The organism is Anaerotruncus rubiinfantis (genome assembly GCF_900078395.1).
Taxonomy (GTDB): domain Bacteria; phylum Bacillota; class Clostridia; order Oscillospirales; family Ruminococcaceae; genus Anaerotruncus; species Anaerotruncus rubiinfantis.
On sequence record NZ_FKLA01000009.1, the window covers coordinates 1,234,895 to 1,258,474 of the forward strand.

Annotated in this window: 21 protein-coding genes; 12 read left to right on the top strand and 9 right to left on the bottom strand. The window is 57.5% G+C overall.

Annotated features, from left to right (window positions below; translation table 11 throughout):
• Window positions 1–43: 43 nt before the first annotated feature.
• Both BN4275_RS11405 and BN4275_RS11410 read left to right on the top strand, forming a co-directional pair.
• Window positions 44–604 carry an RNA polymerase sigma factor gene (locus tag BN4275_RS11405; protein ID WP_066458263.1) on the top strand — a complete coding sequence of 187 codons (561 nt, stop codon included), beginning with the start codon at window positions 44–46 and terminating at the stop codon, window positions 602–604.
• A complete protein-coding gene (locus tag BN4275_RS11410; RefSeq protein ID WP_066458265.1) occupies window positions 604–1,695 on the top strand; it encodes an anti-sigma-I factor RsgI family protein in 1,092 nt (363 codons plus the stop codon). Before BN4275_RS11405 ends, BN4275_RS11410 begins: the two co-directional genes overlap by 1 nt.
• A 129-nt stretch (window positions 1,696–1,824) precedes the next feature.
• Here the strand turns inward: BN4275_RS11410 and BN4275_RS11415 are convergent, their stop codons facing one another.
• The 5 genes from BN4275_RS11415 to BN4275_RS11435 all read right to left on the bottom strand — a co-directional run bounded on the left by BN4275_RS11415 (window position 1,825) and on the right by BN4275_RS11435 (window position 8,686).
• Window positions 1,825–3,681 (bottom strand): ABC transporter ATP-binding protein, encoded by a 1,857-nt coding sequence (locus BN4275_RS11415; RefSeq protein WP_066458277.1) that lies wholly within the window; start codon window positions 3,679–3,681, stop codon window positions 1,825–1,827.
• Entirely contained in the window at window positions 3,681–5,414 is a 1,734-nt protein-coding gene (locus tag BN4275_RS11420; RefSeq protein WP_464833773.1) for an ABC transporter ATP-binding protein, read from the bottom strand. The genes BN4275_RS11415 and BN4275_RS11420 overlap by 1 nt, the downstream gene beginning before the upstream one ends.
• A 4-nt stretch (window positions 5,415–5,418) precedes the next feature.
• Complete coding sequence (locus BN4275_RS11425) at window positions 5,419–5,856, bottom strand: MarR family winged helix-turn-helix transcriptional regulator (protein WP_242863723.1); 438 nt, start codon at window positions 5,854–5,856, stop codon at window positions 5,419–5,421.
• 177 nt (window positions 5,857–6,033) lie between these two features.
• A complete protein-coding gene (locus BN4275_RS11430) occupies window positions 6,034–8,319 on the bottom strand; it encodes a M23/M56 family metallopeptidase (RefSeq protein WP_161940199.1) in 2,286 nt (761 codons plus the stop codon).
• A gap of 4 nt (window positions 8,320–8,323) precedes the next feature.
• Window positions 8,324–8,686 (bottom strand): BlaI/MecI/CopY family transcriptional regulator, encoded by a 363-nt coding sequence (locus BN4275_RS11435; protein ID WP_066458288.1) that lies wholly within the window; start codon window positions 8,684–8,686, stop codon window positions 8,324–8,326.
• A 228-nt stretch (window positions 8,687–8,914) separates the two neighbouring features.
• On the opposite strand from BN4275_RS11435, the gene BN4275_RS11440 reads away from it, so the two are divergent.
• From BN4275_RS11440 to BN4275_RS11450, 3 genes are read left to right on the top strand one after another with little or no spacing between them, the layout of a single operon-like run.
• Window positions 8,915–10,660 (top strand): bifunctional homocysteine S-methyltransferase/methylenetetrahydrofolate reductase, encoded by a 1,746-nt coding sequence (locus BN4275_RS11440; protein ID WP_161940200.1) that lies wholly within the window; start codon window positions 8,915–8,917, stop codon window positions 10,658–10,660.
• Entirely contained in the window at window positions 10,657–11,448 is a 792-nt protein-coding gene (locus BN4275_RS11445) for a dihydropteroate synthase (protein WP_066458292.1), read from the top strand. Before BN4275_RS11440 ends, BN4275_RS11445 begins: the two co-directional genes overlap by 4 nt.
• 46 nt (window positions 11,449–11,494) lie before the next feature.
• On the top strand, window positions 11,495–11,863 hold the full coding sequence (locus BN4275_RS11450; RefSeq protein ID WP_066458295.1) for a VOC family protein: 369 nt from the start codon (window positions 11,495–11,497) through the stop codon (window positions 11,861–11,863).
• Window positions 11,864–11,973: 110 nt separating this feature from the next.
• Here BN4275_RS11450 and BN4275_RS11455 read toward each other — a convergent pair whose 3' ends face one another.
• Both BN4275_RS11455 and murC read right to left on the bottom strand, forming a co-directional pair.
• Complete coding sequence (locus BN4275_RS11455; RefSeq protein WP_066458297.1) at window positions 11,974–12,753, bottom strand: CAP domain-containing protein; 780 nt, start codon at window positions 12,751–12,753, stop codon at window positions 11,974–11,976.
• A 154-nt stretch (window positions 12,754–12,907) separates the two neighbouring features.
• On the bottom strand, window positions 12,908–14,272 hold the full coding sequence (gene murC / locus BN4275_RS11460) for a UDP-N-acetylmuramate--L-alanine ligase (RefSeq protein WP_066458299.1): 1,365 nt from the start codon (window positions 14,270–14,272) through the stop codon (window positions 12,908–12,910).
• A 155-nt stretch (window positions 14,273–14,427) separates the two neighbouring features.
• On the opposite strand from murC, the gene spoVG reads away from it, so the two are divergent.
• From spoVG to BN4275_RS11490, 6 genes are all read left to right on the top strand, one after another.
• Window positions 14,428–14,757 carry a septation regulator SpoVG gene (gene spoVG / locus BN4275_RS11465; RefSeq protein WP_066458301.1) on the top strand — a complete coding sequence of 110 codons (330 nt, stop codon included), beginning with the start codon at window positions 14,428–14,430 and terminating at the stop codon, window positions 14,755–14,757.
• A gap of 116 nt (window positions 14,758–14,873) precedes the next feature.
• The gene (locus BN4275_RS11470; RefSeq protein ID WP_066458304.1) at window positions 14,874–16,274 is read left to right on the top strand and encodes a D-alanyl-D-alanine carboxypeptidase family protein; all 1,401 of its coding nucleotides are present in this window, start codon (window positions 14,874–14,876) and stop codon (window positions 16,272–16,274) included.
• Between the two features lie 92 nt (window positions 16,275–16,366).
• Window positions 16,367–17,248 carry a dipicolinate synthase subunit DpsA gene (dpsA, locus tag BN4275_RS11475; protein ID WP_066458307.1) on the top strand — a complete coding sequence of 294 codons (882 nt, stop codon included), beginning with the start codon at window positions 16,367–16,369 and terminating at the stop codon, window positions 17,246–17,248.
• Window positions 17,248–17,817, top strand: a complete 570-nt coding sequence (locus BN4275_RS11480; protein WP_066458310.1) for a dipicolinate synthase subunit B — start codon at window positions 17,248–17,250, stop codon at window positions 17,815–17,817. The genes dpsA and BN4275_RS11480 overlap by 1 nt, the downstream gene beginning before the upstream one ends.
• 141 nt (window positions 17,818–17,958) lie before the next feature.
• Window positions 17,959–19,332, top strand: coding sequence for an MATE family efflux transporter (locus BN4275_RS11485; RefSeq protein ID WP_242863644.1), 1,374 nt, complete (start codon window positions 17,959–17,961; stop codon window positions 19,330–19,332).
• Window positions 19,332–19,778 carry a MarR family winged helix-turn-helix transcriptional regulator gene (locus BN4275_RS11490; protein ID WP_066458312.1) on the top strand — a complete coding sequence of 149 codons (447 nt, stop codon included), beginning with the start codon at window positions 19,332–19,334 and terminating at the stop codon, window positions 19,776–19,778. The genes BN4275_RS11485 and BN4275_RS11490 overlap by 1 nt, the downstream gene beginning before the upstream one ends.
• 30 nt (window positions 19,779–19,808) lie before the next feature.
• Here BN4275_RS11490 and BN4275_RS11495 read toward each other — a convergent pair whose 3' ends face one another.
• Window positions 19,809–20,684: an NAD(P)-dependent oxidoreductase gene (locus BN4275_RS11495; protein ID WP_079988361.1), complete on the bottom strand. Its 876-nt coding sequence runs from the start codon at window positions 20,682–20,684 to the stop codon at window positions 19,809–19,811.
• 116 nt (window positions 20,685–20,800) lie between these two features.
• On the opposite strand from BN4275_RS11495, the gene BN4275_RS11500 reads away from it, so the two are divergent.
• Window positions 20,801–22,411: a gamma-glutamyltransferase family protein gene (locus BN4275_RS11500; RefSeq protein WP_066458317.1), complete on the top strand. Its 1,611-nt coding sequence runs from the start codon at window positions 20,801–20,803 to the stop codon at window positions 22,409–22,411.
• Window positions 22,412–22,464: 53 nt separating this feature from the next.
• Here the strand turns inward: BN4275_RS11500 and BN4275_RS11505 are convergent, their stop codons facing one another.
• Window positions 22,465–23,568 carry a Gfo/Idh/MocA family protein gene (locus tag BN4275_RS11505; protein ID WP_066458318.1) on the bottom strand — a complete coding sequence of 368 codons (1,104 nt, stop codon included), beginning with the start codon at window positions 23,566–23,568 and terminating at the stop codon, window positions 22,465–22,467.
• Window positions 23,569–23,580 lie beyond the last annotated feature (12 nt).

Consider the following 23,580-nt stretch of genomic DNA (forward strand, 5'->3'; position numbering starts at 1 on the left):
AAACAGCCGGGCGGCGCATTAGGTAGATGAGAGGGTAAAGGATATGCTGTTGTTCGCCACCATCCAGACTGAAACAAAACCACCCGCGCTGACCGATGAGATGATGCTTCTGGTCGCGCAGGGCGATGGCGACGCATTCGCACGCCTTTATCATGCGACCCAGCAGGCGGTCTACTGTCTGCTGCTTTCGATTGTCAAAAACCACGCGCTCGCCGAGGACCTGATGCAGGACACCTATCTTTCGGTGAAGCGTTCGATCGGCTCCTACCAGCCGCGCGGCAAGCCGCTGGCATGGATTTTTACGGTTGCAAAGAACTTGGCTTATATGGAACTGCGCAAAAAGCGGGAAACCGCCGATTTTGCGGATTATGAAAATTTTCTAACGAAAGACGATACCGTTTCGAGCGTCGATAAACTGGTGCTGCAAAAGACGCTGGAAATTCTTGAGGACCGCGACCGGCAGATCGTGCTGCTGCACGCGGTGGCCGGGCTCAAGTTCCGGGAGGTCGCCGCACAGCTTGAAATGCCGATCGGTTCGGCGCTTTCAGCCTACAACCGGGCGATCAAAAAATTACAGAAAGCGATGAAGGAGGCGGGATACTGATGAAACGCAGTGAGATTGAAGCGTCGCTTCGGCGCGCGGTTTCGCCATCCCCAGATCTCCTGGATCGGATTTTGAAAGCGGACGCGGAAAACGGCGGCAATGTGGTGCGGTTTGAAAATATTCAGCCGCCCAAACGAAAAAGGCGTTTGGTGACCGCGGTCGGTTCGGCAGCGGCGGCGTTCCTGATTTGCCTGGGCGGGCTGACGGCGTTTGTCCCACGGGTCGACGCGCTCGTGAGCATCGATGTGAATCCTGGCGTCGAGCTTTCGATCGATGATAAGGAGAGGGTGATCAAGTGTGAGGCAGCGGGTGCCGATGCAGAAAAGGTGCTCGGCGGGATGGATCTGCGCAAGGTGCAGATCGACGTGGCGACCAACGCGATTATCGGCTCGATGTTTCAAAACGGCTATCTCAGCGCCGATAGAGCCGACAATGCAATCCTGATTTCGGTTGCAAATAAGGATGTACAGAAGGCCGAAGCGCTCCAGGAGCGGCTTGCCGGCATGGTGGATGGGATGCTGCGGGAAAGTAAAACGCAGGCGAGGGTCTACCGCCAGAGCGAAACGCTGGACAGCGGTCTTGAAGATTTGCAGAAGTTTGCCGACCGGTACAGCATCTCAATCGGCCGCGCGGATTTTATCCGGAAGTTGATCGCGAAGGACCCGTCGCTTACCGCCGAAGAGCTTGTCACGCTGCCGATTAAGGAATTGGCAAGGCTCATTTCCGAACGCGGCCTCAACATCAACGATATCGTGATCGTGGATGATGATGACTGGGATGACGACCTCGACGACAAGATCGAGGATACGATCGACGAACTGAACGACCGCAGCGGCGCGGATGACGACCGCGACGACTGGATCGAGGACACGGACGATAACGATGATCGGGACGACGATTGGGACGACGATTGGGACGATGACGATCGGGATGACGATGATTGGGACGACAACCAGGACGACGATGACCGTGAGAAATACGAACAAAAGAGCCGCCCTCAGAATGATGATGACGATGATGACGATGACGACGATGATGACGACGGCGACGACGATGATGACGACGGCGATGATGACAATGATGACGACTAAATGGAAAATCTGACACGATTTAATTTCATCAGGGTTTTGAATCCCTGGGACTGCTGCTGAAATACCGCCCTGAAAGACGATCAAAAGGCTTGCCGCAAAGAATGCGGCAAGCCTTTTGAATTTTGGGGATTAGTCGAGTTCGGCCACGCCGGTGTAAAGCTGGTAGTAACGCCCATGTTCCGCGATCAGGTCCTCGTGGTTGCCGCGTTCGATGATCTGGCCCTGCTCCATCACCATGATGGCGTTGGAGTTGCGCACGGTCGACAGACGGTGCGCGATCACAAAGGTGGTACGGCCTTTCATCAGCCGGTCGAGTCCATGTTCGATATGGCGCTCGGTGCGCGTATCAACCGAGCTGGTCGCCTCGTCGAGAATGAGCACCGGCGCGTCGGCTACTGCGGCGCGCGCAATGTTCAGAAGCTGGCGCTGTCCCTGGGAAAGGTTCGCGCCGTCGCCTTCGATCACCGTGTCATAGCCGTGCGGAAGGCGGGAGATAAACGAATGCGCGGAGGCCAGCTTCGCAGCGTCCTCAATCTCCTGATCGGTGGCGGCGGGCCGCCCGTAACGGATATTTTCCCGCACGGTTCCGGTGAAGAGGTGGGTGTCCTGCAGGACCACCGACATGGCACGGCGCAGGCTGTCTTTTTTGATCGCACGCAGATCGATCCCATCGATTGTGATGGTGCCGTGTTCAATATCATAAAAGCGGGTGAGCAGGTTGATAATGGTGGTTTTGCCCGCGCCGGTGGAGCCGACGAAGGCAATTTTCTGGCCGGGTTTCGCATAGAGCGAGATGTTCTTGAGAATCGTCTTTTCCGGGACGTAGCCAAAAGTCACATCGGAAAAGCGCACGTCTCCTGCGACCGGCACCCGGTCCGCGGGGGTCCCATCCTCGTGGTAGCGCTGCCAGAAATAGTCATGGCCAGCCTGCACAAGGTCAGCCGCATGCGGCGGATCAGGTTCTTCAGCGGGTTCCCGCATGACCTCATAAATCCGTTCAGCGCCCGCGATCGCGGTGATGACCGCGTTATACTGGCTGGAAGCCTCGGTGATCGGGCGGCCGAACTGGCGGGTGAGCTGCAGAAAGACGACCAGCGCGCCCACGCTCATGATGCCGAAGACCGACAATACGCCGCCGATGACCGCGACGAGCGCATAGTTGATGGTGGTGATGTTCATCATGACCGGCATCATGAGACCGGAATAGCTCTGCGCGGTGGTCGCCGCCTCCTGCAGTTCGCCGTTGAGGCGGTTGAATTCCTCCACCGCGTCTGGCTCATGGCAGAAGACCTTGACGACCTTCTGGCCGGTGATGATCTCCTCGACGTAGCCGTTGACCTTTCCGAGATTCGCCTGTTGGGCGATAAAGTACTTGCTGCTGCGCTTCATGAGCCGGCCCGCCACAAACAGCATCAGCGGCGCCATCGCAAGGGTGAGGATGGTGAGCGGGATGCTTTTCGAAAGCATGAGCCCCAGGATGCCCGCCAGGGTGATAACGCTCGAGAAGAGGGAGGTAAGCGAGTTCGAGAGCGCGTCATTGAGGGTGTCCACGTCGTTGGAAAAACGGCTCATCATCTCGCCGTGGGTATGGGTATCATAATAGCGCACCGAGAGCTCCTGCAGATGGTCAAAAAGTTCCCGGCGCAGGTCGTTGATGGACCCCTGGGTGACGTTCAGCATCAGTTTCGATTGCAGATAGCTTGCAGCCACCGAAACCAGATAGATACACAGTAGCGTGAGAACACCGGACGCGAGTCCCGCGTACCGCTGCGTGGCGGTAATTTCATGAACCGGCTGCAGGAAATTGTCGATGATGGGCTGGAGCATGGCGGTTCCGGCCAAGGAAGCGCCGATATTGAGAAACACCATGAAGCCCGCCAGGATGAGCAGGACCTTGCGGCGTTTCAGGTAACCCCAGACGAAGGCGATCGAAAGCTTAAAGTTTTTCGGCTTCTGCATGGCCGATTGTTTATGCGGTCCCGGCATTACGCAGTCGCCTCCTTTTCCTGCTGGGAGTAATAGATCTCCTGGTACTCCTCGTTATTTTTGAGCAGCTCGTCGTGCGTACCGATCGCACTGACCTTCCCATCCGAAAGGATGATGATCTTATCCGCGTCCTTCACCGACGAGATACGCTGCGCGATGATGAAGGTGGTGGTGTCCTTCAGTGTGGTGTCGAACGCCTGGCGGATGCGCTGTTCGGTTGCGGTGTCAACCGCGCTGGTACTGTCGTCGAGGATCAGGATCGGCGGTTTTTTGAGCATGGCGCGCGCGATACAGAGCCGCTGTTTCTGCCCGCCTGAGACATTTACGCCGCCCTGTTCGATCCAGGTGTCATAACCGTTCGGGAAAGATTCGATGAAGTCGTGCGCCTGAGCGGCCTTCGCGGCCTCGACAATCTCCTCATCGGTGGCGTGCGGGTTGCCCCAGCGCAGATTTTGTGCAATGGTGCCGGAGAAGAGGGTATTCTTCTGGAGTACCACGCCAATCTGGCTGCGCAGGGATTCGACAGTGTAGCCGCGCACGTCCTTCCCATCGATGCGCACTGCGCCTTCGGTTGCGTCGTAAAGCCGCGGGATGAGCTGCACGAGCGAGCTCTTGCCCGCGCCGGTGCCTCCAATGATCGCGATGACCTCGCCGGCCTTCGCGGTGAAGGAGATATCCTTCAGGATGTATTCTTCATGTTCCGCCGCATATTTGAACGAAACGTGGTCGAATTCCACGTCGCCGCGGATTTTTGGCGCGCTTTCAGCGTTTTCGCTGTCGGTGAGGTCGATCTCGGTTTCGAGCACCTCGCGGGCGCGCTTGAAGGAAGCGGACGCGCGGGAGAAGAGGATGAACATCATCGAAAGCATCATGAGGCTCATGAGGATCTGAAAGATGTAGTTGATGAAGGCGGTCATTTCGGCCACATTGAGGCTGCCCTCAATGACCTGACCGCCGCCGAACCAGATGACCGAGACGGCGGACATATTCATGATGAACATGAGCACCGGCATGTTGAAGATGACCACGTTCATCGCACGCAGAGAGGCTTCCATCAGCCTGTTGTTGGCGGTTTCAAACTTTTCCTTTTCGTAGTCCTGGCGGACGAAGGACTTGACGACGCGCACATTGGTGAGGTTTTCCTGCACGCTGCCGTTGAGCGCGTCGACCCGGCCCTGCATCTTGTCAAAAAGCGGCATGGCTTTGCGGATGATAAAGGCGAGCGAGAGCACGACCGCCGGGATGATAATGCAGAGGATCACGGCCAGTTCGGCGTTCATCCGGACCGCCATGATCATCGCGAAGATGAACATGAGCGGCGCGCGGATCATCAGCCTCAGCCCCATGATGGCGGAGTTCTGCATGAGGGTGACGTCGTTTGTGAGCCTTGTGGCGAGCGACGCGGTGGAGAAATCGTCGATGTTTTTAAACGAGAACTGCTGTACCTTTTCAAAAAGTCCCCGACGCAGGTTTGCCGCGAAGCCGACACCCGCGATTGCGGAATTGCGCGCGTTGCCGAAGCCCGCGACAATCGCGATGAGCGCGGTCAGGATCATGATGGCGCCGGTACCGAGGATATAGGGGATGTTGCCGCTTTGGATGCCCTTTCCGACGATATTCGACATCAAGGTGGGCTGTATCACTTCGCAGACGACGTCGAGCAGCATGAAGGCGACTGCGATGACAATCGGCTTCTTATAAGGGGAAAAATAGGAAAGAATTTTCCGCAAGATAGGGTCACTCCGTTTCGAGCTGATTTTTGTAGTCAATGAGATTTTGCTGCATTCTGGCAAAAAAATGCATAAGCTGGCCGCATTCCTCCTCGGTGAAGCCAGCGAATTTCTGGCGGGTTACATCCCGCAGCACGTCTTCCGACCAGCATGCGGCTTCCTGGCCCGCGGCGGTCAGCGCGATGCGGTTGGAACGCAGGTCGTTCGGATCGTGCATCTTCTGGATATAGCCGGATTTCTCCATCCGCTTGAGCGAAACCGCGATCGACGCGGGGGATACATTCAGGGTGCGCGCCAGCTCATTCTGGCTGCATGAGCCGAGCTTTTTGATCGTGCAGAGCAGGGGCGGCTGGCCAAAATGGATACTGTGATTGAAAAACAGTCGGGCAAGGCACTGTTTTTGCAGGGCATGCAGCGCCCAGTCCAAACGGATTGCATCGTTCACATCGCTCAAAAGACCATCTCCTTGACTTGCTTGTAAATAAAATTAGTTAGACGGCTAATTATTAGCCGTCTAACTAATTTTAGAGGAATTGTTAACCAAAGTCAACGTGAAAAGGGAATTGTTCACAAAAAATTCGCACTTAATTTTAGCAGTTTGCCCCATCAGAGATTGGATTTCTCAAATAAAATATGCAGTCGGGTCCACATACCGTCCGTTGCAGCGCAGCTCAAAATGCAGATGGTTTCCGGTGGCGTTTCCCGTGCGCCCGACGGTGGCGATCAACTGCCCCTGCTCCACCTTATCGCCGGCTTCGGCGGCAAGTTCGTCACACTGTGCGTAAAGGGTCTGGATGCCGTTCCCATGGTCGATGATCAGATAGTTCCCATAGCCGTACACGGAATATTTGCTCGTGAGGACGACCCCGTCCGCGGCCGCGCGGATCTCCGTCCCTTTTTCCGCCGCGAGGTCGATCCCCGTATGGCCGTGATAGGATTGGAACCCGGCGCTGACATATGCGTTGTCCACCGGTTTTTGCAGGCTGATGTCAAGTGCTTCACCGGTATAGATCCCGTCGTCCGGCGGCAGGGCCGTGTCCGCGCTGCCATCCCCGGTGAGCAGGTAGCTGCGCTGGACGAAATCCACCTCATAAACCTTATACGGCGCGCCGTCGAGCTGGATTTCGACCGTTTCGCGCCCTTTTCCGGCGAGCGCCGGTGACCACTGGTCTGCATCCTCCGGCTGGATCGTTTCAGCAGCCGTTTCTTTGCCGTTCTGGATTGCGGTAATCGAGATGGAAACAGCGCGGTTTTGCGGCAGCGGAACTGGCAGACGCAGTCGGGAGGTTTCCATCTCCAGCTTGGGATTGGTGCGGACGGCCAAAACCGAACCGTCGGTTTTGCCGATGAGTTCTACCACTGGCGCGGTGGTCAGCTGTAAAAGCAGGCTCTGGGCGGCGGGAAGGTCGGAGACCACGTCCAGGTCGGGCAGGACCATCGTGCCGGACGCGCCGTCGCCGCTGGTGAGCCGGATGGTGTCGCCCGCCGAAGCGCCAAGTTGGTCATAGAAGGTTTTGAGCGCAGGGATCGGATCGGATTGCTGGCCGGGTTCCCACGGCACGGCGGCGCGCACGAGGAAAATTCCGTCCCTGTCATAGAGGGTGATTTCCGTCCAGCAGGATTCCATTTCATGCAAGTCCACCGTGCAGAAGTTGATGGAGCCGCCCTGTAAATCCTTTTCGCGTAAGAATTCCTGATAGTTTCCGCCGGCGCGCCGGCCGGCGATTACCAACTCTATCCGCCAGCCCTTTTCAGCGCGGATTTTATCCGCGCCAGCGGGCAGGCCGTACCGGATAAGCCCCTGCTCGGTATCGAATTTGATCGAAGCCATCACCTGCCCAATCAATTCGTCGGGCAGTTCCTCCGATTTCGTTGAGACGGTGAAGACGGCGGTGGGACCGTCCGCTCCGCCGATGACGACTGCCTCTCCGTCCCTGTCCGCAAGCACGAAAGAGGAAACCGAAACACCGACAAATAGCAGCAGCGCGGCGGCGAAAACCCCGGCGCAGACAAGCAGACGGGTGGATTTTTGGCCGTCCATGATGCGGGAAAGCCGCTGTCGGAGCTGTTCCTTCTGCAGGCTGAAGGCGGAGGAAACCGGGGGCGCAAACCGTGTGTCGCCCATGATATTGAGGATGGCCATCCCGTAATTGCGGCGTTCCTCGCGTTCCATGCCGCGCACAAGCGATTCGTCGCAGGCGAGTTCGCAGAGAAGGTTTACCCGTTTCAGGACGATCCAGGCGAGCGGGTTGAACCAGTGCAGCGTGCAGACCACAAGTGCCGCCGCTTTATAAAAGAGATCGGCATGCCGGTAATGGGTCAGCTCGTGCAGAAAGACCAGCCGGTATTCCTGCGGACGAAGCGCCGTGTCAGGCAGGACAATGCGCGGTCGGAAAAGCCCCACAAGCATCGGGGAGGAAACCTTTCCGCAAAGAGAGAGCGGGATGCTGCGGCGAATTTGCAGCTCTTTTTTGCAGGCTGCGAAAAGGTTTTGGATTTCCGGTTCTTCGGCCGGCACGCAGGCTTTTTTCAGCTCCCGGTAAAAACGTGCGGCGGCGACGAGATATCTTATACCCAGCGCCGCGGTTCCGGCAAGCCAAATTGCCGCAAAAACCGTCTGCCAGGGGATGGCGGAAATCGCGGAGGCCTGCGCCGCTGCCGCAAAATCCGGGACGGCAAACGGAATGGCTGCGGTCCATTCGGGAACGGCCGCAGCGGTATGCGCGGCGGAGCGGACCGGCAGCGCAAACGGGATGAGGAAGAGCAGCAGCGCCGCTGCCCAGCTGTAGTAATTCCAACGGCAGGAGAATTTTCTGCGTGCGAACGGGGAAAACAGCAGCGCCAGAAGGGCGACCGCCGAACCGGCAAGGGTCAGGGGAAGGATTTTTTCAAAAAAGAATGCTGTCATCATTTCACCTCTCGCTGAGCCAGCGCTTGAGTTCCGCGACGTCGTCCGCTGTGAGGCCATCGGACTGGTAAAGCGCGGCCATCAGGCTCTGCACCGAACCGCCGTGGATTTCGTCGAGGAAACTGCGGGTTTCAGCGGCACGGTATTGGGCCTCGCTGACCGTCACGCTGTATAAATTCTGGTGCCCCTGCTTGCGTACAGTCAGGAACCCTTTTTCCGTCAGCCGGGTGAGGAAGGTGTTGACCGTTTGAATCTTCCAGCCGCGGCTTTCGCAGAAGGCGCCGACCAGCCCGCCTGCGGTGACAGGGCGGGCCCCACGCCAAATATGCTGCATGATTGCAAGCTCGGAATCGGAAAGTTTTTGCATGATCTCACCTCGCTGTTTTTATACTACGGCTTGTAGTGATTAAATATTACTACATCATGTAGTAAATGTCAAGCGAAATGTTCCAGCCGCACTGGAAGTTTCATAAATAATATGATAGAATAGCCGCAGAGCGGCTATTCTATCATATTATCCGATGGCCAATTATCCCACCGTACGCTTCGCGCTTGCGGTATCATAAAACGAAAATGCTTGAGGGGAGGGGATCGTGTGCCGGCAGGACCGCTGTTTTTTGACGGCGCGTTCGGAACCTACTATCTGCGCCTCACCGGGGACGAACGTCCGTGCGAGCTTGCAAACCGTACCGATGCGCAGACGGTGCGGAAAATTCATCGGGAGTACCTCGAAGCCGGTTCCAACGCTATCAAAACCAATACCTTCGCTGCCAATCCGTCGCTGGAAGCGGACCCGGAACGTCTTTATGCAGTGATCAAAGCGGGATGGGAAAATGCCTGTGCCGCCGCAAAACCCTATGGCGCGCGGGTGTTCGCGGATATCGGGGGGAGTGAGCTCGAAACCGCCGCCGCCGATTATGAACAGATTTCCGGGTGGTTTCTTTCGCTTGGCGCGAAGGATTTTCTATTTGAAACGCTCGCGGAATACGCTTTGATCGTTCCGGCGGTGGAGAAAATCAAAAAGGCCGCGCCGGATGCGTCGGTGTTTGTTTCATTTGCCGTTTCGCCGGACGGCTATACCCGGCGCGGCCTGCATTACCGCACGCTGCTGGGCGAGGCCTGGGAAAATGGGGGGATCGATGCGGCGGGCCTCAACTGCGTCTGCGGTCCCAGCCATATGCTGAAACTGGCCGGGTCGCTTGGGGGGTTCCCCAAGCCGTTTATCGCAATGCCAAACGCCGGATATCCTTCCGCGATAAACGGACGGGTGGTCTTTGAGGACAATGCGGACTATTTCGCTCAGAAGCTGGCGGAGCTCTATGAGACGGGTGCGGATATTCTGGGCGGCTGCTGCGGCTCCACGCCGCGGCATATCGCGCTTGCGTCCGAAAGGGTCCGGAGGGCCGAACGCCGGGAAAAAACGGTACAGCCGTCCGGACAACACGGCATCTCGGAAACACGGCGGAAAAATACCGACTTCCTCGCGCGAACCGACAAGGTGATCGCCGTTGAGCTTGACCCGCCCCTCGATTATGACTGTTCGTTTCTGCTTTCCGCGTCGGCGTCGCTCAAAGCGGATGGCGCGGACATGATCACGATTGCGGATTCGCCGCTTTCGCGTCCGCGCGCGGACAGCGTCATGATGGCGGCGCGGATCCGCCGCGAAGCCGGGATTGAGGTGCTGCCGCACATCACCTGCCGCGACCGCAACCAGAACGCGCTTAAGGCAAGCCTGCTCGGCGCGGCGTCCGAAGGGATTTCCAGAATACTGGCGCTCACCGGGGACCCGCCAATCCAGACAGGCGGGCGAAAGCCGGACGGGGTGTTCAGTTTTAATTCGTATGACCTCATTTCCTTCATTGAGAGCCTCAATGATGAACTATTCACCGAGAATCCGTTCCTGGTCGCGGGGGCGCTCAATGTCAACGCGGTGAATTTCCCAGCGGAGCTCGCGCGTGCCCAGCGCAAGGTGGCGCTGGGGGCGAAGATGCTCTTTTCCCAGCCGATCTTCAGCCGGGAGGCGGTTGAAAATTTCCGCGCGGCGCGCGCGGCGTTGGGATGCAAGCTGTTTGCGGGGATATTGCCGGTCGCGGGTTACCGCAACGCGGTCTTTCTGGCAAATGAGGTCTCCGGTATCGAGATACCGCCCGACGTGGTGGAACGTCTCAGAGACAAAACCCCTGAAGAGGCGGCGGAGATCTCGATAGCCTACAGCGCGGGGATCGCGCGGCAGATTTATGACGAAGCCGACGGTTTTTATATTATGACGCCGCTGCGCAGGGTGGCAATCGTGCGCGGCCTGATGCGGGAAATCAAAAAAATGGGGGAAACAGGAAGATGATTTTAATCGGAGAAAAACTCAATAGCTCGATCCCTGCGGCCTGTGAAGCGATGAACGCGCGGGATGAAGCTTCGATTGTGGCGCTGATCCGCCGTCAGGCGGACGCGGGCGCCCGGTTTCTCGATGTGAACACCGCGATCTGCGGGGAGGACGCGCTTGATCGGATGCTCTGGGTGATCGGGCTGATCAAGTCGCACTGCGACTGTGGAATTATGATTGACACGACTGATGAAGCGGTTATGTCCAGAGCGGTTGAAGCCGCCGCCGGACGGGAACTGATCCTTAATTCAGCAACAATTGACGAACGGTTCGGCTGGGTGACCGCGCTTGCCAGGGAAAGCGGGGCGGCGGTCGTAGGGCTTCCAATCGATGCGGACGGCATGCCGCATTCGCTTGAAGACAAATGTGGTAAGATCGACCTTCTGGTGAAAAAACTGCGGGAGGCCGGCTTTGCGGATGAAAAGATCTATGTCGACGTGTTGGTTGAGACACTTGCGACAGGCAGCGAAAGCGCGCGCAATACGATCGGCGCTGTCCGCCATGTGCGGGAACACTATCCCGATGTGAAAACCACCTGCGGGCTTTCAAACGTTTCGTTCGGCCTGCCACGCCGGGCGCTGGTGAATGCGGCGTTCCTTTCGGCGGCGGTGTTCACGGGACTTTCGAGCGCGATTATCGACCCGGCCAGCCCGGCTATGCGGGATGCGCTTGCAGCCGCGAATGTCGTGGCTGGATTGGACGACTACTGTATGGAGTATATCACCTATATCCGCAGCCAGGAAGCATGATCCGCTTCAATAAATATCCAATTCCGAAAGCAAAAGGAGAATGTAAATGCTCACTTTCAACCATTTCAATTTCAACGTCCTCGACCTCGAGCGCAGCCTCAAATTTTATGAGGAAGCGCTTGGCCTCAAACCGGTGCGTGAAAAAAACGCCGCAGACGGTTCGTTCAAAATTGTCTACCTGGGCGACGGACAGACCGGATTTACCCTGGAGCTGACCTGGCTGCGAGACCGTAAGGAGCCCTACAACCTGGGGGATCTCGAGTACCATCTGGCACTGATGGCGGACGACTTTGAAGCGGCCCGCCAAAAACATCGGGAGATGGATGTCATCTGCTTTGAAAATACCGGTATGGGAATCTATTTCATCAGCGACCCGGACGGCTACTGGATTGAAATTGTTCCGCGGAACATATGACGGTATGGCCGGCGCGCTCTGCTGTTTCGGCAGTTGGCCGGATGCGCCGGCAGAAAAAATATGAAAAGCGGCCCCGTTCCATAGGAGCGGGGCCGCTTTTAATCAATAGGTCAGTTGGGCAGGTGCGCAAATTCAGTGGTGGCATAAGCACGGGTCCAACCGTCCTTCTCCACGATATACACGCCCACGCCAATATGGGTGAAGTCCTCGCGCAGGATATTTTCATAGTGGGGCGGACTGTCCTTCCACTCGTTGAACCAGAAGGACGCGGACGTCGCGTAGTTGGCAGACGGGTCGTTATATTCGGTCGTGCAGAGGTTTTCACCGGCTGTGATGAAATCGATCGGCACATCCTCTTTGATGACAGTCGACCAGTCGTCACCGTTGGGCCGGGTGTGGGAAAATTTGCGGGCCTTGCAAAGCTCCCGGCTGCGAATTCGCGCCGCCGAACGCAGATCCTCATTGTATTCAAGTTCCTCCAGGCCGTTGTCCACGCGTTCCTTGTTGATTTTTTTGATGATGGCCGATTCGACCTTGCTGTAAAAATTTGAACCGGTGACCGCTTTGTTTTGGGATTTGGCTTCTTTTGCGGCGGCCTCGGCGGCAGCGGCTTCGGAAGCGGCCTTTGCGGCGGCCTCGGCGGCAGCGGCTTCGGAAGCGGCCTTTGCGGCAGCCTCGGCGGCAGCGGCTTCGGAAGCGGTCTTTGCAGCAGCCTCGGACGCAGCGGCTTTTTCGGCAGCCTCGGACGCGGCGATTTCCGAAGCGGAAAGCTCCGAGGAGGAAGCTTCGGGCGCGTTTGAAGGCTTTGGAGCGGAAGACGGTTCAGCGGCGGGCGCGCCGCAGCCGGACAGGGCGAGCAATATGGCAAGCAGGAATGCGATTTTTTTCATGGCAACGGCTCCTTTAAACAAGATTCAATTTAAGGGTAGCACAATCATATTTTCGATGCAAGGCATGGATGAAAAAATTTACGGAATGGTTAAGCTTCCGGGAATTTTATCCGTTGTATATAAAAGAAAACGGGGCATTTGCCCCGTTTTCTTTTCATTTATTAAGCATCAGTTTGGCGCATTTGTAAACATCGCCGCAGCCGAGAGTGATGACCAGGTCGCCCTCCCCGGCACGGCCCATCACGTAGTCGGCCATCTCCTGGAAGGTGGGGAACCACACAGAACCGGGAATTTTCTCCGCGAGCTGGCTGGTGTAAACGCCTTCGGTGTTCTTCTCGCGGCTGCCCATAATTTCGCTCATGACCACTTCGTCCGCGATCGAAAGCGCTTTGGCGAAATCGTCCATCAGGATTTTGGTCCGCGAGTAGGTGAATGGCTGAAAGACCGCCCAGACCTTTTGAAAGGGCATTTCCTTGGCGGCCTTGAGGGTGGCGGCGATCTCAGCCGGGTGATGCGCGTAGTCGTCCGCGATGGTCACGCCGCGCGGGCGGCCAAGAATTTCGAAGCGCCGCCCCGCGCCGTGAAATTCCGCGAGATGCGCGCGGATTTCCTCGAGCGGCGCGCCCGCCATCCGCGCGGCGGCGACCGCCGCTGCCGCATTCAGGACATTGTGGCGGCCGGGGATGTTGAGCGTAAAGGTTCCAAGGCTTTGGCCGCGCTCATAAAGGGTGAAAGTGGACTGCGCGCCGCGGCTCATGACGAGATCCGCCGGACGGTAGTCGTTTTTCTCGCCCCAGCCGAAGGTGACGATGGGCTTGCCGCAGACCCCTTCGACCGCTTTCATCGAATTTACGTCGTCGCCGTTCACGATGACGGCTTTTGTAGCCATTTGGGCGAACCGGTGGAAGGACTTGATGATGTTGTCGAGCGTTTTGAAGTATTCGAGGTGGTCGGCGTCGACGTTCAGAATGACTGCCACATCCGGGAAAAGCTGGAGAAAATGATCTTTGAATTCACAGGCTTCGCAGACCATGTGTTCCGATTTTCCCGTGCGGCCGCTGCCGCCGATGAGCGGGAGCTTTCCGCCGATAAAAACGGTCGGATCGAGCCCCGACTGCATAAGCACCTGGGTGAGCATGGCGGTGGTGGTGGTTTTGCCGTGGGTGCCGCAGACACAGATGCAGTTTTCATACAGGCTGGTGAGGTAGCCGAGCAGCTCGGCGCGCTCAACAAGCGGGACGCGGCTTTCCCGCGCGGCGATCAGTTCGGGGTTGTCGTCCATGATCGCGATGGTGTAGACGATGAGATCCGCGCCTTTGATGTTTTCCGCGCGCTGGCCAAGGAAAATTTCAATGCCCATGTCCCGCTCGAACGCGAGGGTGTCGGTTTCGTTGTTGTCGCTGCCGGTGATGTGATAGCCCTGCCCATGCAGGATCTGCACGATGGGGAACATGCCGGACCCGCCGATTCCGATAAAGTGGATATGCTTTGCATTTTTGAGGATCTTTCCATCAAACATGGTGTTTTCAACTCCAAAACAATTCAGATAACCTATTCCTATGTAGTATAGGCTGATTCTGTGAAAAATTCAAGCCCGTGGTCCGGCCTCAGTGTATATCTTTGCCAATCGTGCCAAATACTATCCTTGACAAACATTTAGGAGGAAATACAGCAATGAATATCACAGATATCAAAATCCGCCGCACCTATCAGGACAACCGCCTGCGCGCACTGGTCTCCATCACGGTCGATGGGGAACTCGCCGTCCACGACATCAAGGTGATCGAAGGCCCGGAGCGCCTCTTTGTGGCGATGCCCAGCCGCCGGGACGACAACGGCGTCTTTCGTGACATCGCCCATCCGATCACGACCGCCGCGCGCCGGCAGGTTGAAGACAGCATCCTCGCGGCATATCAGGAACATATGGCGGCCAAGCAGCAGGAAGATGCCGCTGTCGGACATGCGTCAGGAAACCATCCGGATGAACACGCCTCCGCGCAGTAAGCGCGGAGGATTTTTCTTTTTACTTCGGAAAATTTTCACAAGGATTTCACAAACAATCCCCGCTGATATGTTAAAATAATTTTCGTATGTTATCCCGGACAAAGCGAGGCGTTAAGATGCGGAAATTGTTGACCGCCCTGTTCACGGCGGCGTTTCTATGCTTGAATATCCCGGCCGCGGCCCTTGCCGCGCAGGGGACGGACGCGCGGGCTCAGAAGCCGTCGCCGCCGAGCCTCTATTCCGAGGCTGCCGTCCTGATGGACTGCGATACCGGCCAGGTGCTTTACGGAAAGCGGCAGACCGCCCGGATGCACCCGGCAAGCATCACGAAGATCATGACCCTGCTCATTGCAATGGAGGAAGGAAATCCGGCTGACGTGGTCACGATGACCGACGAAGGGGTCTGGTCGGTGCCGCGCAGCACCACACATATCGCGCTCACGCCGGGCGAGGAGATCACTTTTGAACAGCTTGAATACGCGATGATGGTTGAATCGGCCAATGACGCCGCCAATGGGATCGCGATTCATCTGGCGGGCTCGCTCGAGGCGTTCGCTCAAAAAATGAATCTGCGCGCGGAAAAAATCGGCGCGGTGAATACCCATTTCAATAACCCGAACGGCCTGCCGGAGAATAACCACTACACCTGCGCCTACGACATGGCGCTCATCACCCGGGAGGCAATGACGCACCCGGAGTTCCGGACGCTGGCCGGAACCCAGCATTATGAAATCCCTCCCACCAACAAACAGCCGGAAACCCGGAAACTCAATAACCGTCAGTATATGTTCACCCTGAATGACACCTACCCGGGCGCGTTCGCGGGAAAAACCGGCTGGAGCGAGGAATCGGGCAAAACACTGGTGACGCTGGCCGAACGGGATGGCGTGACCCTCATCTGCGTGGTGATGAAACCATCCGGTACGGTCGACGGGGAATTCAAGGATTCGACCGCGCTGCTTGACTATGGTTTTGACAATTTCCAAAAGGTGACCATCCCGCAGGAGCAGCTGCCCACGCGGGAAACGGAGGATGGCGTCTGGCAGTTGGGAAAGGACCTCGCCATCCTGCTTCCGGACGCGGTTTCGGCGGATTCACTTAAAATGGAGCTGGATGGCGAAAACATGCTGCAAATTACGGCGCCGGAATCGGTTAAAACATTCATGGACCCACAGGTCGCGTCGGTCCCGCTGACTTTTGTGAAGGCCCGGCCGGCTGCCGCGCCGGCAAGTGAGCCGGTACAGCCTGGGAAGAGCGGTCCGCCAAAGCTGCCCGCGTTCGTGAAGTGGACAGGCGCCGGACTGCTGGCGCTGGTACTGCTGCTGGTGCTTCTGCGTATGATAATACGCGGCCATTACGCAAAAAAACGCAGAAAACAGGAGGCTGCGCGCCAGAGACGGCAGATGCAGGCCCGCGAGCGTATTGCGGCGCGGCGGGCGCAGCAGCAGGTGATCGATGTGACGGTGGATAAGAAAAAACAAAACCGGATCACTGTGATCGATGAACGGGAGACCTGACAAAATCTTTGAAAATAAATCACCCATCATGTCAAACCCTCATAGGATGTAACAATGTACGGATACATTAAATTCCTATGGGGGTTGTCTTTATGATTCAATATAAAACCATAGCGGTGGTCGGCGGCGATCTGCGCCAGGCGCACATTGCGAACCGGCTGGCCGAACAGGGCAACCGGGTCTACGCCCTGCTGCTCGAAAACAATGCGACCCTTCGGCCGGAGCTTTCCTGTCCGGACGATCCGGCCGAAGTGCTTCCGGAGTGCGATGTGGTGATCTTTCCGCTGCCGCTCACCACTGACGAAGCCACTGTTAACGCGCCATTTTCCCAGAAGCGCGTTTTTGTAAAAGAATGCTTTGACTGCATCAGGCCCGGCGCTGCGGTTTTTGCCGGAAAAGTGAGCCCCGCCATGCAGGAGCTTGCCGCAAAAAAAGAAATGGCCCTGGCCGACTATCTCAAACGCGAGGAGCTCGCCGTTAAAAATGCGGTGATCACGGCGGAAGGCGCAATTGCTATTGCGATGGAAGAGATGCCGACCGCGCTGTTCGGCTCAAAATGCCTGATCACCGGCCATGGACGGATTTCCCGCGCGCTGATGCGCGTGCTCAATGCAATGGGCGCGCAGGTCACTGTCGCCGCAAGAAAATATGGGGATCTTGCCTGGATCGAAGCCGAGGGCTGCCATGCGATACATATCGCTTCGCTTGCCGAACATGTCGGCAGGGCGGATCTGGTATTCAATACGGTGCCCGCCTGTGTGCTCGGCCGCGAGATCCTGTCGAAACTGCGCAAGGACGCGCTCATTATCGACCTCGCCTCGAAACCCGGCGGGGTTGAATTTGATACGGCGCGGGAACTGGGGATCAAGACCGTTTGGGCGCTTTCGCTGCCCGGGAAATGCGCGCCGATATCCGCAGGGGACATCATCCTTGAAACGATCGGCAACTGCCTTGCGGAACAGGGGGTGCTCTGATGGAAAAGCTGAAATTGGGCTTTGCGCTGACCGGTTCCTTCTGTACCTGGGGGCATGTGCTGCCCCAGATGGAGAAGCTCGCGAAAACCTATGAGATAATGCCGATCATTTCCCCGATTTCCTGCGTGTCCGATAACCGCTTCGGCAAGGCGGATGAGTGGATTGAAAAGATTGAGAAGATCTGCGGCCGCCCAGTGATCCGCACGATCGAACAGGCCGAGCCGATCGGCCCCAAAAACCTGCTCGACGCGCTGGTGGTCGCGCCGTGCACTGGAAATACCCTCGGAAAGCTTGCGAACGGTATCACGGACACCTGTGTCTGCATGGCCTGCAAGGCAAGCCTGCGCAACGCGAATCCGCTGGTGATCGCGGTTTCCACAAACGACGCGCTCGGCGCGTCGGCACGCAACATCGCCACGCTTATGAATGCAAAGAATGTTTATTTCGTCCCGATGTCGCAGGACGATCCGCAGGGGAAGCCCACCTCGCTGGTGGCGCATTTTGATAAGATCGGGGAGACGGTCGAGGCATCGCTCTCCGGAAAACAGCTCCAGCCGCTCTACCTTTAAGAGCGCCTCCATATAAATCAGCAGCAGTGGCCGCCGTATGCATACGGCAGCCACTGCTGCTTTTTGGGGACAAATTAGTTGACTTGACAACTAATTTGTCCCCATGTACAATAGGAAGGAAAGAGAAAGGAAGCGGTTTTCTTGCAAAGCGATCAAACGGCCGACGAAAAATTTCTGCGTATGACCCAGACCCCCATCCCCCAATTGGTCTGCACCCTGGCAGTACCCACAATCATCAGCATGCTGATCACTTCGATCTATAATATGGCGGACACGTTTTTTGTCGGGCGCATCAGCACCACCGCGACCGGCGCGGTTGGCGTGGTTTTTTCGCTGATGGCGGTGATCCAGGCGCTGGGCTTTTTGTTCGGGCAGGGTTCGGGTAACTATATCTCCCGCAAACTTGGAGAACAGGAATTTGAGGAAGCTTCCCGCATGGCGGCGACCGGCTTTTTTTCCGCGCTCATCGCGGGCGGCGCGATGGCCCTGCTTGGAGAAATTTTTCTGGATCAGCTGGTGACGATGCTTGGCGCGACCCCAACCATCCTGCCGCTTGCGCGCGATTATGCGAAATATATCCTGCTTGGCGCGCCGTATATGGTTGCGTCGCTGGTACTCAATAATCAGCTGCGTTTCCAAGGCAGCGCAATGAATGCGATGGTGGGCATCACGGCGGGCGGGGTTCTGAATGTGGCGCTTGACCCGCTGTTTATCTTTGTGTTTGACATGGGGGTGGGCGGCGCGGCGCTCGCGACAGTCATCAGCCAGTTTGTGAGTTTCTGTATCCTGCTTTACGGCTGCACGCGCGGCGGAAATCTGCGCATTCATTGGAAAATGGTGACTTTCAAGTGGCACTTTTTCTCTGAAATCCTGCGTGGGGGCATGCCGTCGCTTTGGCGGCAGGGGCTGGCAAGTGTGGCGGCAATCTTTTTAAATCACGCGGCAGGCGCCTATGGGGACGCGGCCATTGCGGCGATGTCGATCGTCTCGCGGGTCAATATGTTTGCGTCATCCGCGCTGATTGGTTTCGGGCAGGGGTTTCAGCCGGTTTGCGGCTTCAATTACGGCGCGAAATACTATAACCGGGTGCGGGAAGCATTCTGGTTCTGTATGCGCGCCGCGGTCGGCGTATTGGTCTGTATTGCAGCCGCCGGTTTCATTTTCGCTCCGCAAGTGATTGCGCTGTTTCGCGGGGAGGACGCGCAGGTTGTTGCGGTCGGCGCGCTCGCACTGCGTCTGCAGTGTATCACCTTTCCATTGATGAGCTGGGTCATTCTCAACAATATGATGACCCAGACGATTGGCCAATCGGGCCGCGCCACATTGCTTTCAGTTTCGCGGCAGGGGCTCTTCTTCGTGCCCGCGGTTTTGATTCTGCCTCCGGTTGCCGGTGTTCTGGGAATTCAGATGGCGCAGCCGGTTTCAGATGTTTTCTGTTTCGCGCTTTCGGTGGTGATCGGGATCAGGGTCCTGCGGGAGCTGCGGGAAGCGCAGGAGGGGGGTGCCGATGCCTGATGGAACGGATCAACCGCGACCTTTCGATCCTCTACCGGTATGGGCAGCGTTTTTTTACCGGCCGCCTTGGGGAGCTTGACCTTGAGGTCGGACTGCTCCCGGTGCTGATGCAGGCGTATCAGTTCCCCGGCGTGACACAAGATCAGATTGCGGCGAACCGCGGGCTTGACAAGGGCGCGGTCGCGCGCGGCGTCAAAAAGCTGGAGGGAAAAGGGCTTGTACGCCGGGAAGTTGATCCGGCGGACCGCCGGATCAACCATATCTATACGACCGAAACAGCGCTCCGGCTGCGGCCCCGGGTGGAATCGGTGATTGACGAGCTGCATGAGATCCTGTACTGCGGGATGTCGCAGGAGGAGATTGTCCAGGCTGCATCGTTTGCCCGGCGGATGAAGGAGAATCTGTCCGCCCATTTTCAAAAGGCCGGGGAGGAAGCTCTAAAATAACGAGAGGCGCGGCTGGCCGCGCCTCTCGTTTTATTTATAATATTTGATGAGCGCCTGGGTACCGTCGTCCCCAAAGCCCTCCTCCTGCAGCTGCTGGTACATGCCCAGCACCACTTCTGCTACCGGCAGCGAAAGGCTCACGCCGTCCACGCCCTCCTTGGCGATGACAAGGTCCTTGATGTAATGCTTGATAAAAAAGCCCGGGGCGTAGTCGCCGGCCAGCATGCGCGGCGCGTTGTTGCTCATCTGCCAGCTTCCTGCCGCGCCGGTGCTGATTGCATCGAGCACGCCCTGCAGGTCGAGTCCGGCCGCTTTTGCGTAGGCGAGCGCCTCGCAAACCCCCGCGACCGCGCCAGCGATGGCGATCTGGTTGGCCATCTTGGTGTGCTGACCCGCGCCTGCCGCGCCCATATGGCGGATATTCTGCCCCATTGCGGAGAAGATCGGCATGCAGGTGTCGAAAGCCGCTTGATCACCGCCAACCATGATGGCGAGAGTCGCGTTTTTTGCCCCCACATCGCCGCCGGAAACCGGTGCGTCAAGTGCAAAAATGCCGCGCGCTTTGGCGGCTTCATAGATTTCGATGCTCAGCTTGGGGCTGGTGGTGGTCATATCGATCAGATAGGCGCCTGGCTTCGCGTTTGCGAGAATGCCATCCTCGTTAAAGTAAACCTGGTGTACATCCTTTGGATAGCCGACAATGGTGATGACCGCGTCCTGATCCTTTGCACACTGTCCGGGGGTATCCGCCCAGGCGGCTCCTTCGGCAATGAGCCCGTCGGCTTTCGATTTCGTGCGGTTGTAGACGGTAAGCGAAAAGCCTGCTTTCATCAGGTTGCGGGCCATGCTCTGGCCCATCACGCCGAGCCCGATAAATCCAATTTTCTTCATTGGGAAATCCTCCATTTCCATTTTTAAAATTCCATTTCTATTTTAGGCGCATCGAATCACAAAAGCAATAGTGCTGCTGTACGAAATGTGGTATACTGGGGACAGATTATGGGGAAAGCGGGGATAAAATCATGCAGTTTCATCCAACGGTTTACCGGTATCCTTCCCGGCGCAATGTTGTTTATGCCGGGAAAGGGATGGTTGCCACCGCCCAGCCGCTCGCCGCACAGGCGGGGCTGGAAGCGCTGCGCCGCGGCGGCAATGCAATTGACGCGGCCATTGCCGCCGCAACGGCGCTGGTTGTGGTGGAGGCCAGCTCCACGGGCATCGGCGGGGACGCGTTTGCACAGGTCTGGAGCGGGGGAAAGCTCTATGGGCTCAATGCCAGCGGCCCGGCGCCCCGTGCGATCAGCGCGGAGAAGCTGTGGGCAAAGGGGCACAAGGAGATGCCCAAATATGGTTTTGACGCGGTGACCGTTCCCGGCGCGCCGTCCGCATGGGCCGCGCTGAACGAACGCTTCGGCCGCCTGCCGCTGGAGACAGTGATGCAGCCCGCCGTTTCCTACGCGCGGGAGGGGCATCCGGTTTCAATTGCGAACGCCCGTGATTGGCAGGAGATGTACGCGCGCTACCAAAAGGATCTCAAAGGTGATGAATACCGCCATTGGTTCGAGGCTTTTTCGATCGACGGACACGCGCCGAAAGCGGGGGAAATCTTCCGCTGCAAGGAGCTGGGGGATTCGCTCGAATCGATCGCCAAGACCAAAGCGGAAAGCTTCTACCGCGGGGACCTGATGGAAAAGATCGTTGCTTTTTCCGACCGGTGCGGCGGATGGTTCGCGCCGCGCGACTTCACCGACTTCAAACCGGAATGGGTCGAACCGATCAGTGTCCACTACCGCGGTTACGACGTGCACGAGCTCCCGCCGAATGGACATGGGATTGCGGCGCTGATGGCGCTTAACATTTTGAACGGATTTGATCTTGGTGCGCACCGCGAAACCGCGGAAAGCTACCATCTCCAGCTCGAGGCGATGAAGCTTGCGTTTGTCGATGCGAAGCGCTACGTGACCGACGGAAGGCTCTTGTCGATACCGGTTTCGGATCTGCTGTCCGAAGAATATGCCGCCGAACGCCGCAAACTGATCGGCCGCGATGCGATCCTTCCGCAGGCGGGCAGGCCGCAGCCAGGCGGGACGGTCTACATTGCCGCTGCGGACAACGAAGGAAACATGGTTTCCTACATTCAGTCGAACTATATGTGCTGGGGGTCAGGCCTGGTCGTGCCGGGCACCGGCATCGCCTTGCATAACCGCGGGAACAATTTCTCGCTCGAGCCGGGCCATGACAACCTCATTGCAGGGGGCAAACGTCCGTACCATACGATCATCCCGGGATTTCTCTCCAAAGATGGGAAACCGGTGGGGCCGTTCGGCGTGATGGGCATGTTTATGCAGCCGCAGGGGCATGTGCAGGTGGTGGCCAATACGGTTGATTTCGCAATGAACCCGCAGGACGCGCTGAATGCCCCGCGCTGGCAGTGGATCGAAGGAAAGACAGTTTATCTCGAGCGGGAGGTTCCCGCCCATATCGCCCAGGAGCTTGCAGACCGCGGACATAAAATTGTAATTCTGAACGACAACGATTGTATGGGAAAAGGTGAAATCATCTGGCGGATGGAAAACGGCGTGCTCTGCGGCGGCGCGGAGCCGCGCGCGGACGGCACGGTCGCCGCGTGGTGAAAACAGAAGAAAGCAGCGCGTCCGCGTGCGGACGCGCTGCTTTCTTCTGTTTTTTACTTTTGATGCTGCCGGAGCAGCTCGGCATAGGCGGAAAGATCATCCGGGATATGGACCATTTTGCCGGTCCAGGCCGACTGGACCATGGCGCAGGACATACGCAGGCTGCCAAGGCCGTCTTCGCCGCGTGCGATGAGCGGTTCGCCGCGCAGGATCGCGGACGAGAAATTTTCCAGTATCCCCGCGCGCCAGGAGGCGGTGCCTTCCACTGGGATTTCGCGGACTGTGCAGGGTACCTTCTGATCGTACGGCTTGCGGTCGAGCTTGCGGTATTCCGGCTCTGGGCACTCCGCCTGGTAGAGATGGATTTTTCCATCTTCAAAAACCAGTTTTCCGTTGTCGGCGGCGATTTCCAGCCGGTTGGTGCCGGGCAGCTCGCCGGTTGAGGTGATCAGTGTGCCGGTCACACCGGAATTGTATTCCATATAGGCGGTGACGTCGTCTTCCGTCTCGATTGGATGATATTTGCCGAAACTGCAAAAGGCCTGGATGCGGTCGGGCACGCCGAACATCCATTGCCACAGATCGAGGGTGTGGGAACACTGGTTGATCAGTACGCCGCCGCCTTCGCCCTTCCAGCTTGCACGCCAGCTGCTGGAAGCGTAGTACGGGTCGCAGCGGTACCAGTCGGTGATGGTCCAGCCGATCCGCTTCAGCCGGCCAAGCTGTCCGCCCTGTACCAGCTCGCGCAGTTTTTGATAAACTGGTTCTGTGCGGATATTAAACATGATTCCAAACACCTTGCCGGACTGCGCTGCCGCGCGGTTCATTTCCTCAACGCTTTGCGGGTCGATACCGGCGGGTTTTTCCACCATCACATGCAGGCCGTTTTTGAAAGCAGCAATCACCTGCTCCGGGTGGAATTTGTGCGGTGTCGCGATGATAACCGCGTCAATAAGTCCGGAACGGAACATTTCATGATAGTCGGTGAAAAAGGGAAGATCGCATCCGAAAGCCTCCCGGCAGCGCGGCAGACAGCTGTCGCTGCGGCTGCTGATGGCCGTGAGAATGCCGTCCGGGACACTTCCGTCTAAAAGAGATTTTCCATGGATCAAACCGATAACGCCCATACCGACAATTCCAAATCTGACTTTCTCCAAGCTGTTGCGCCT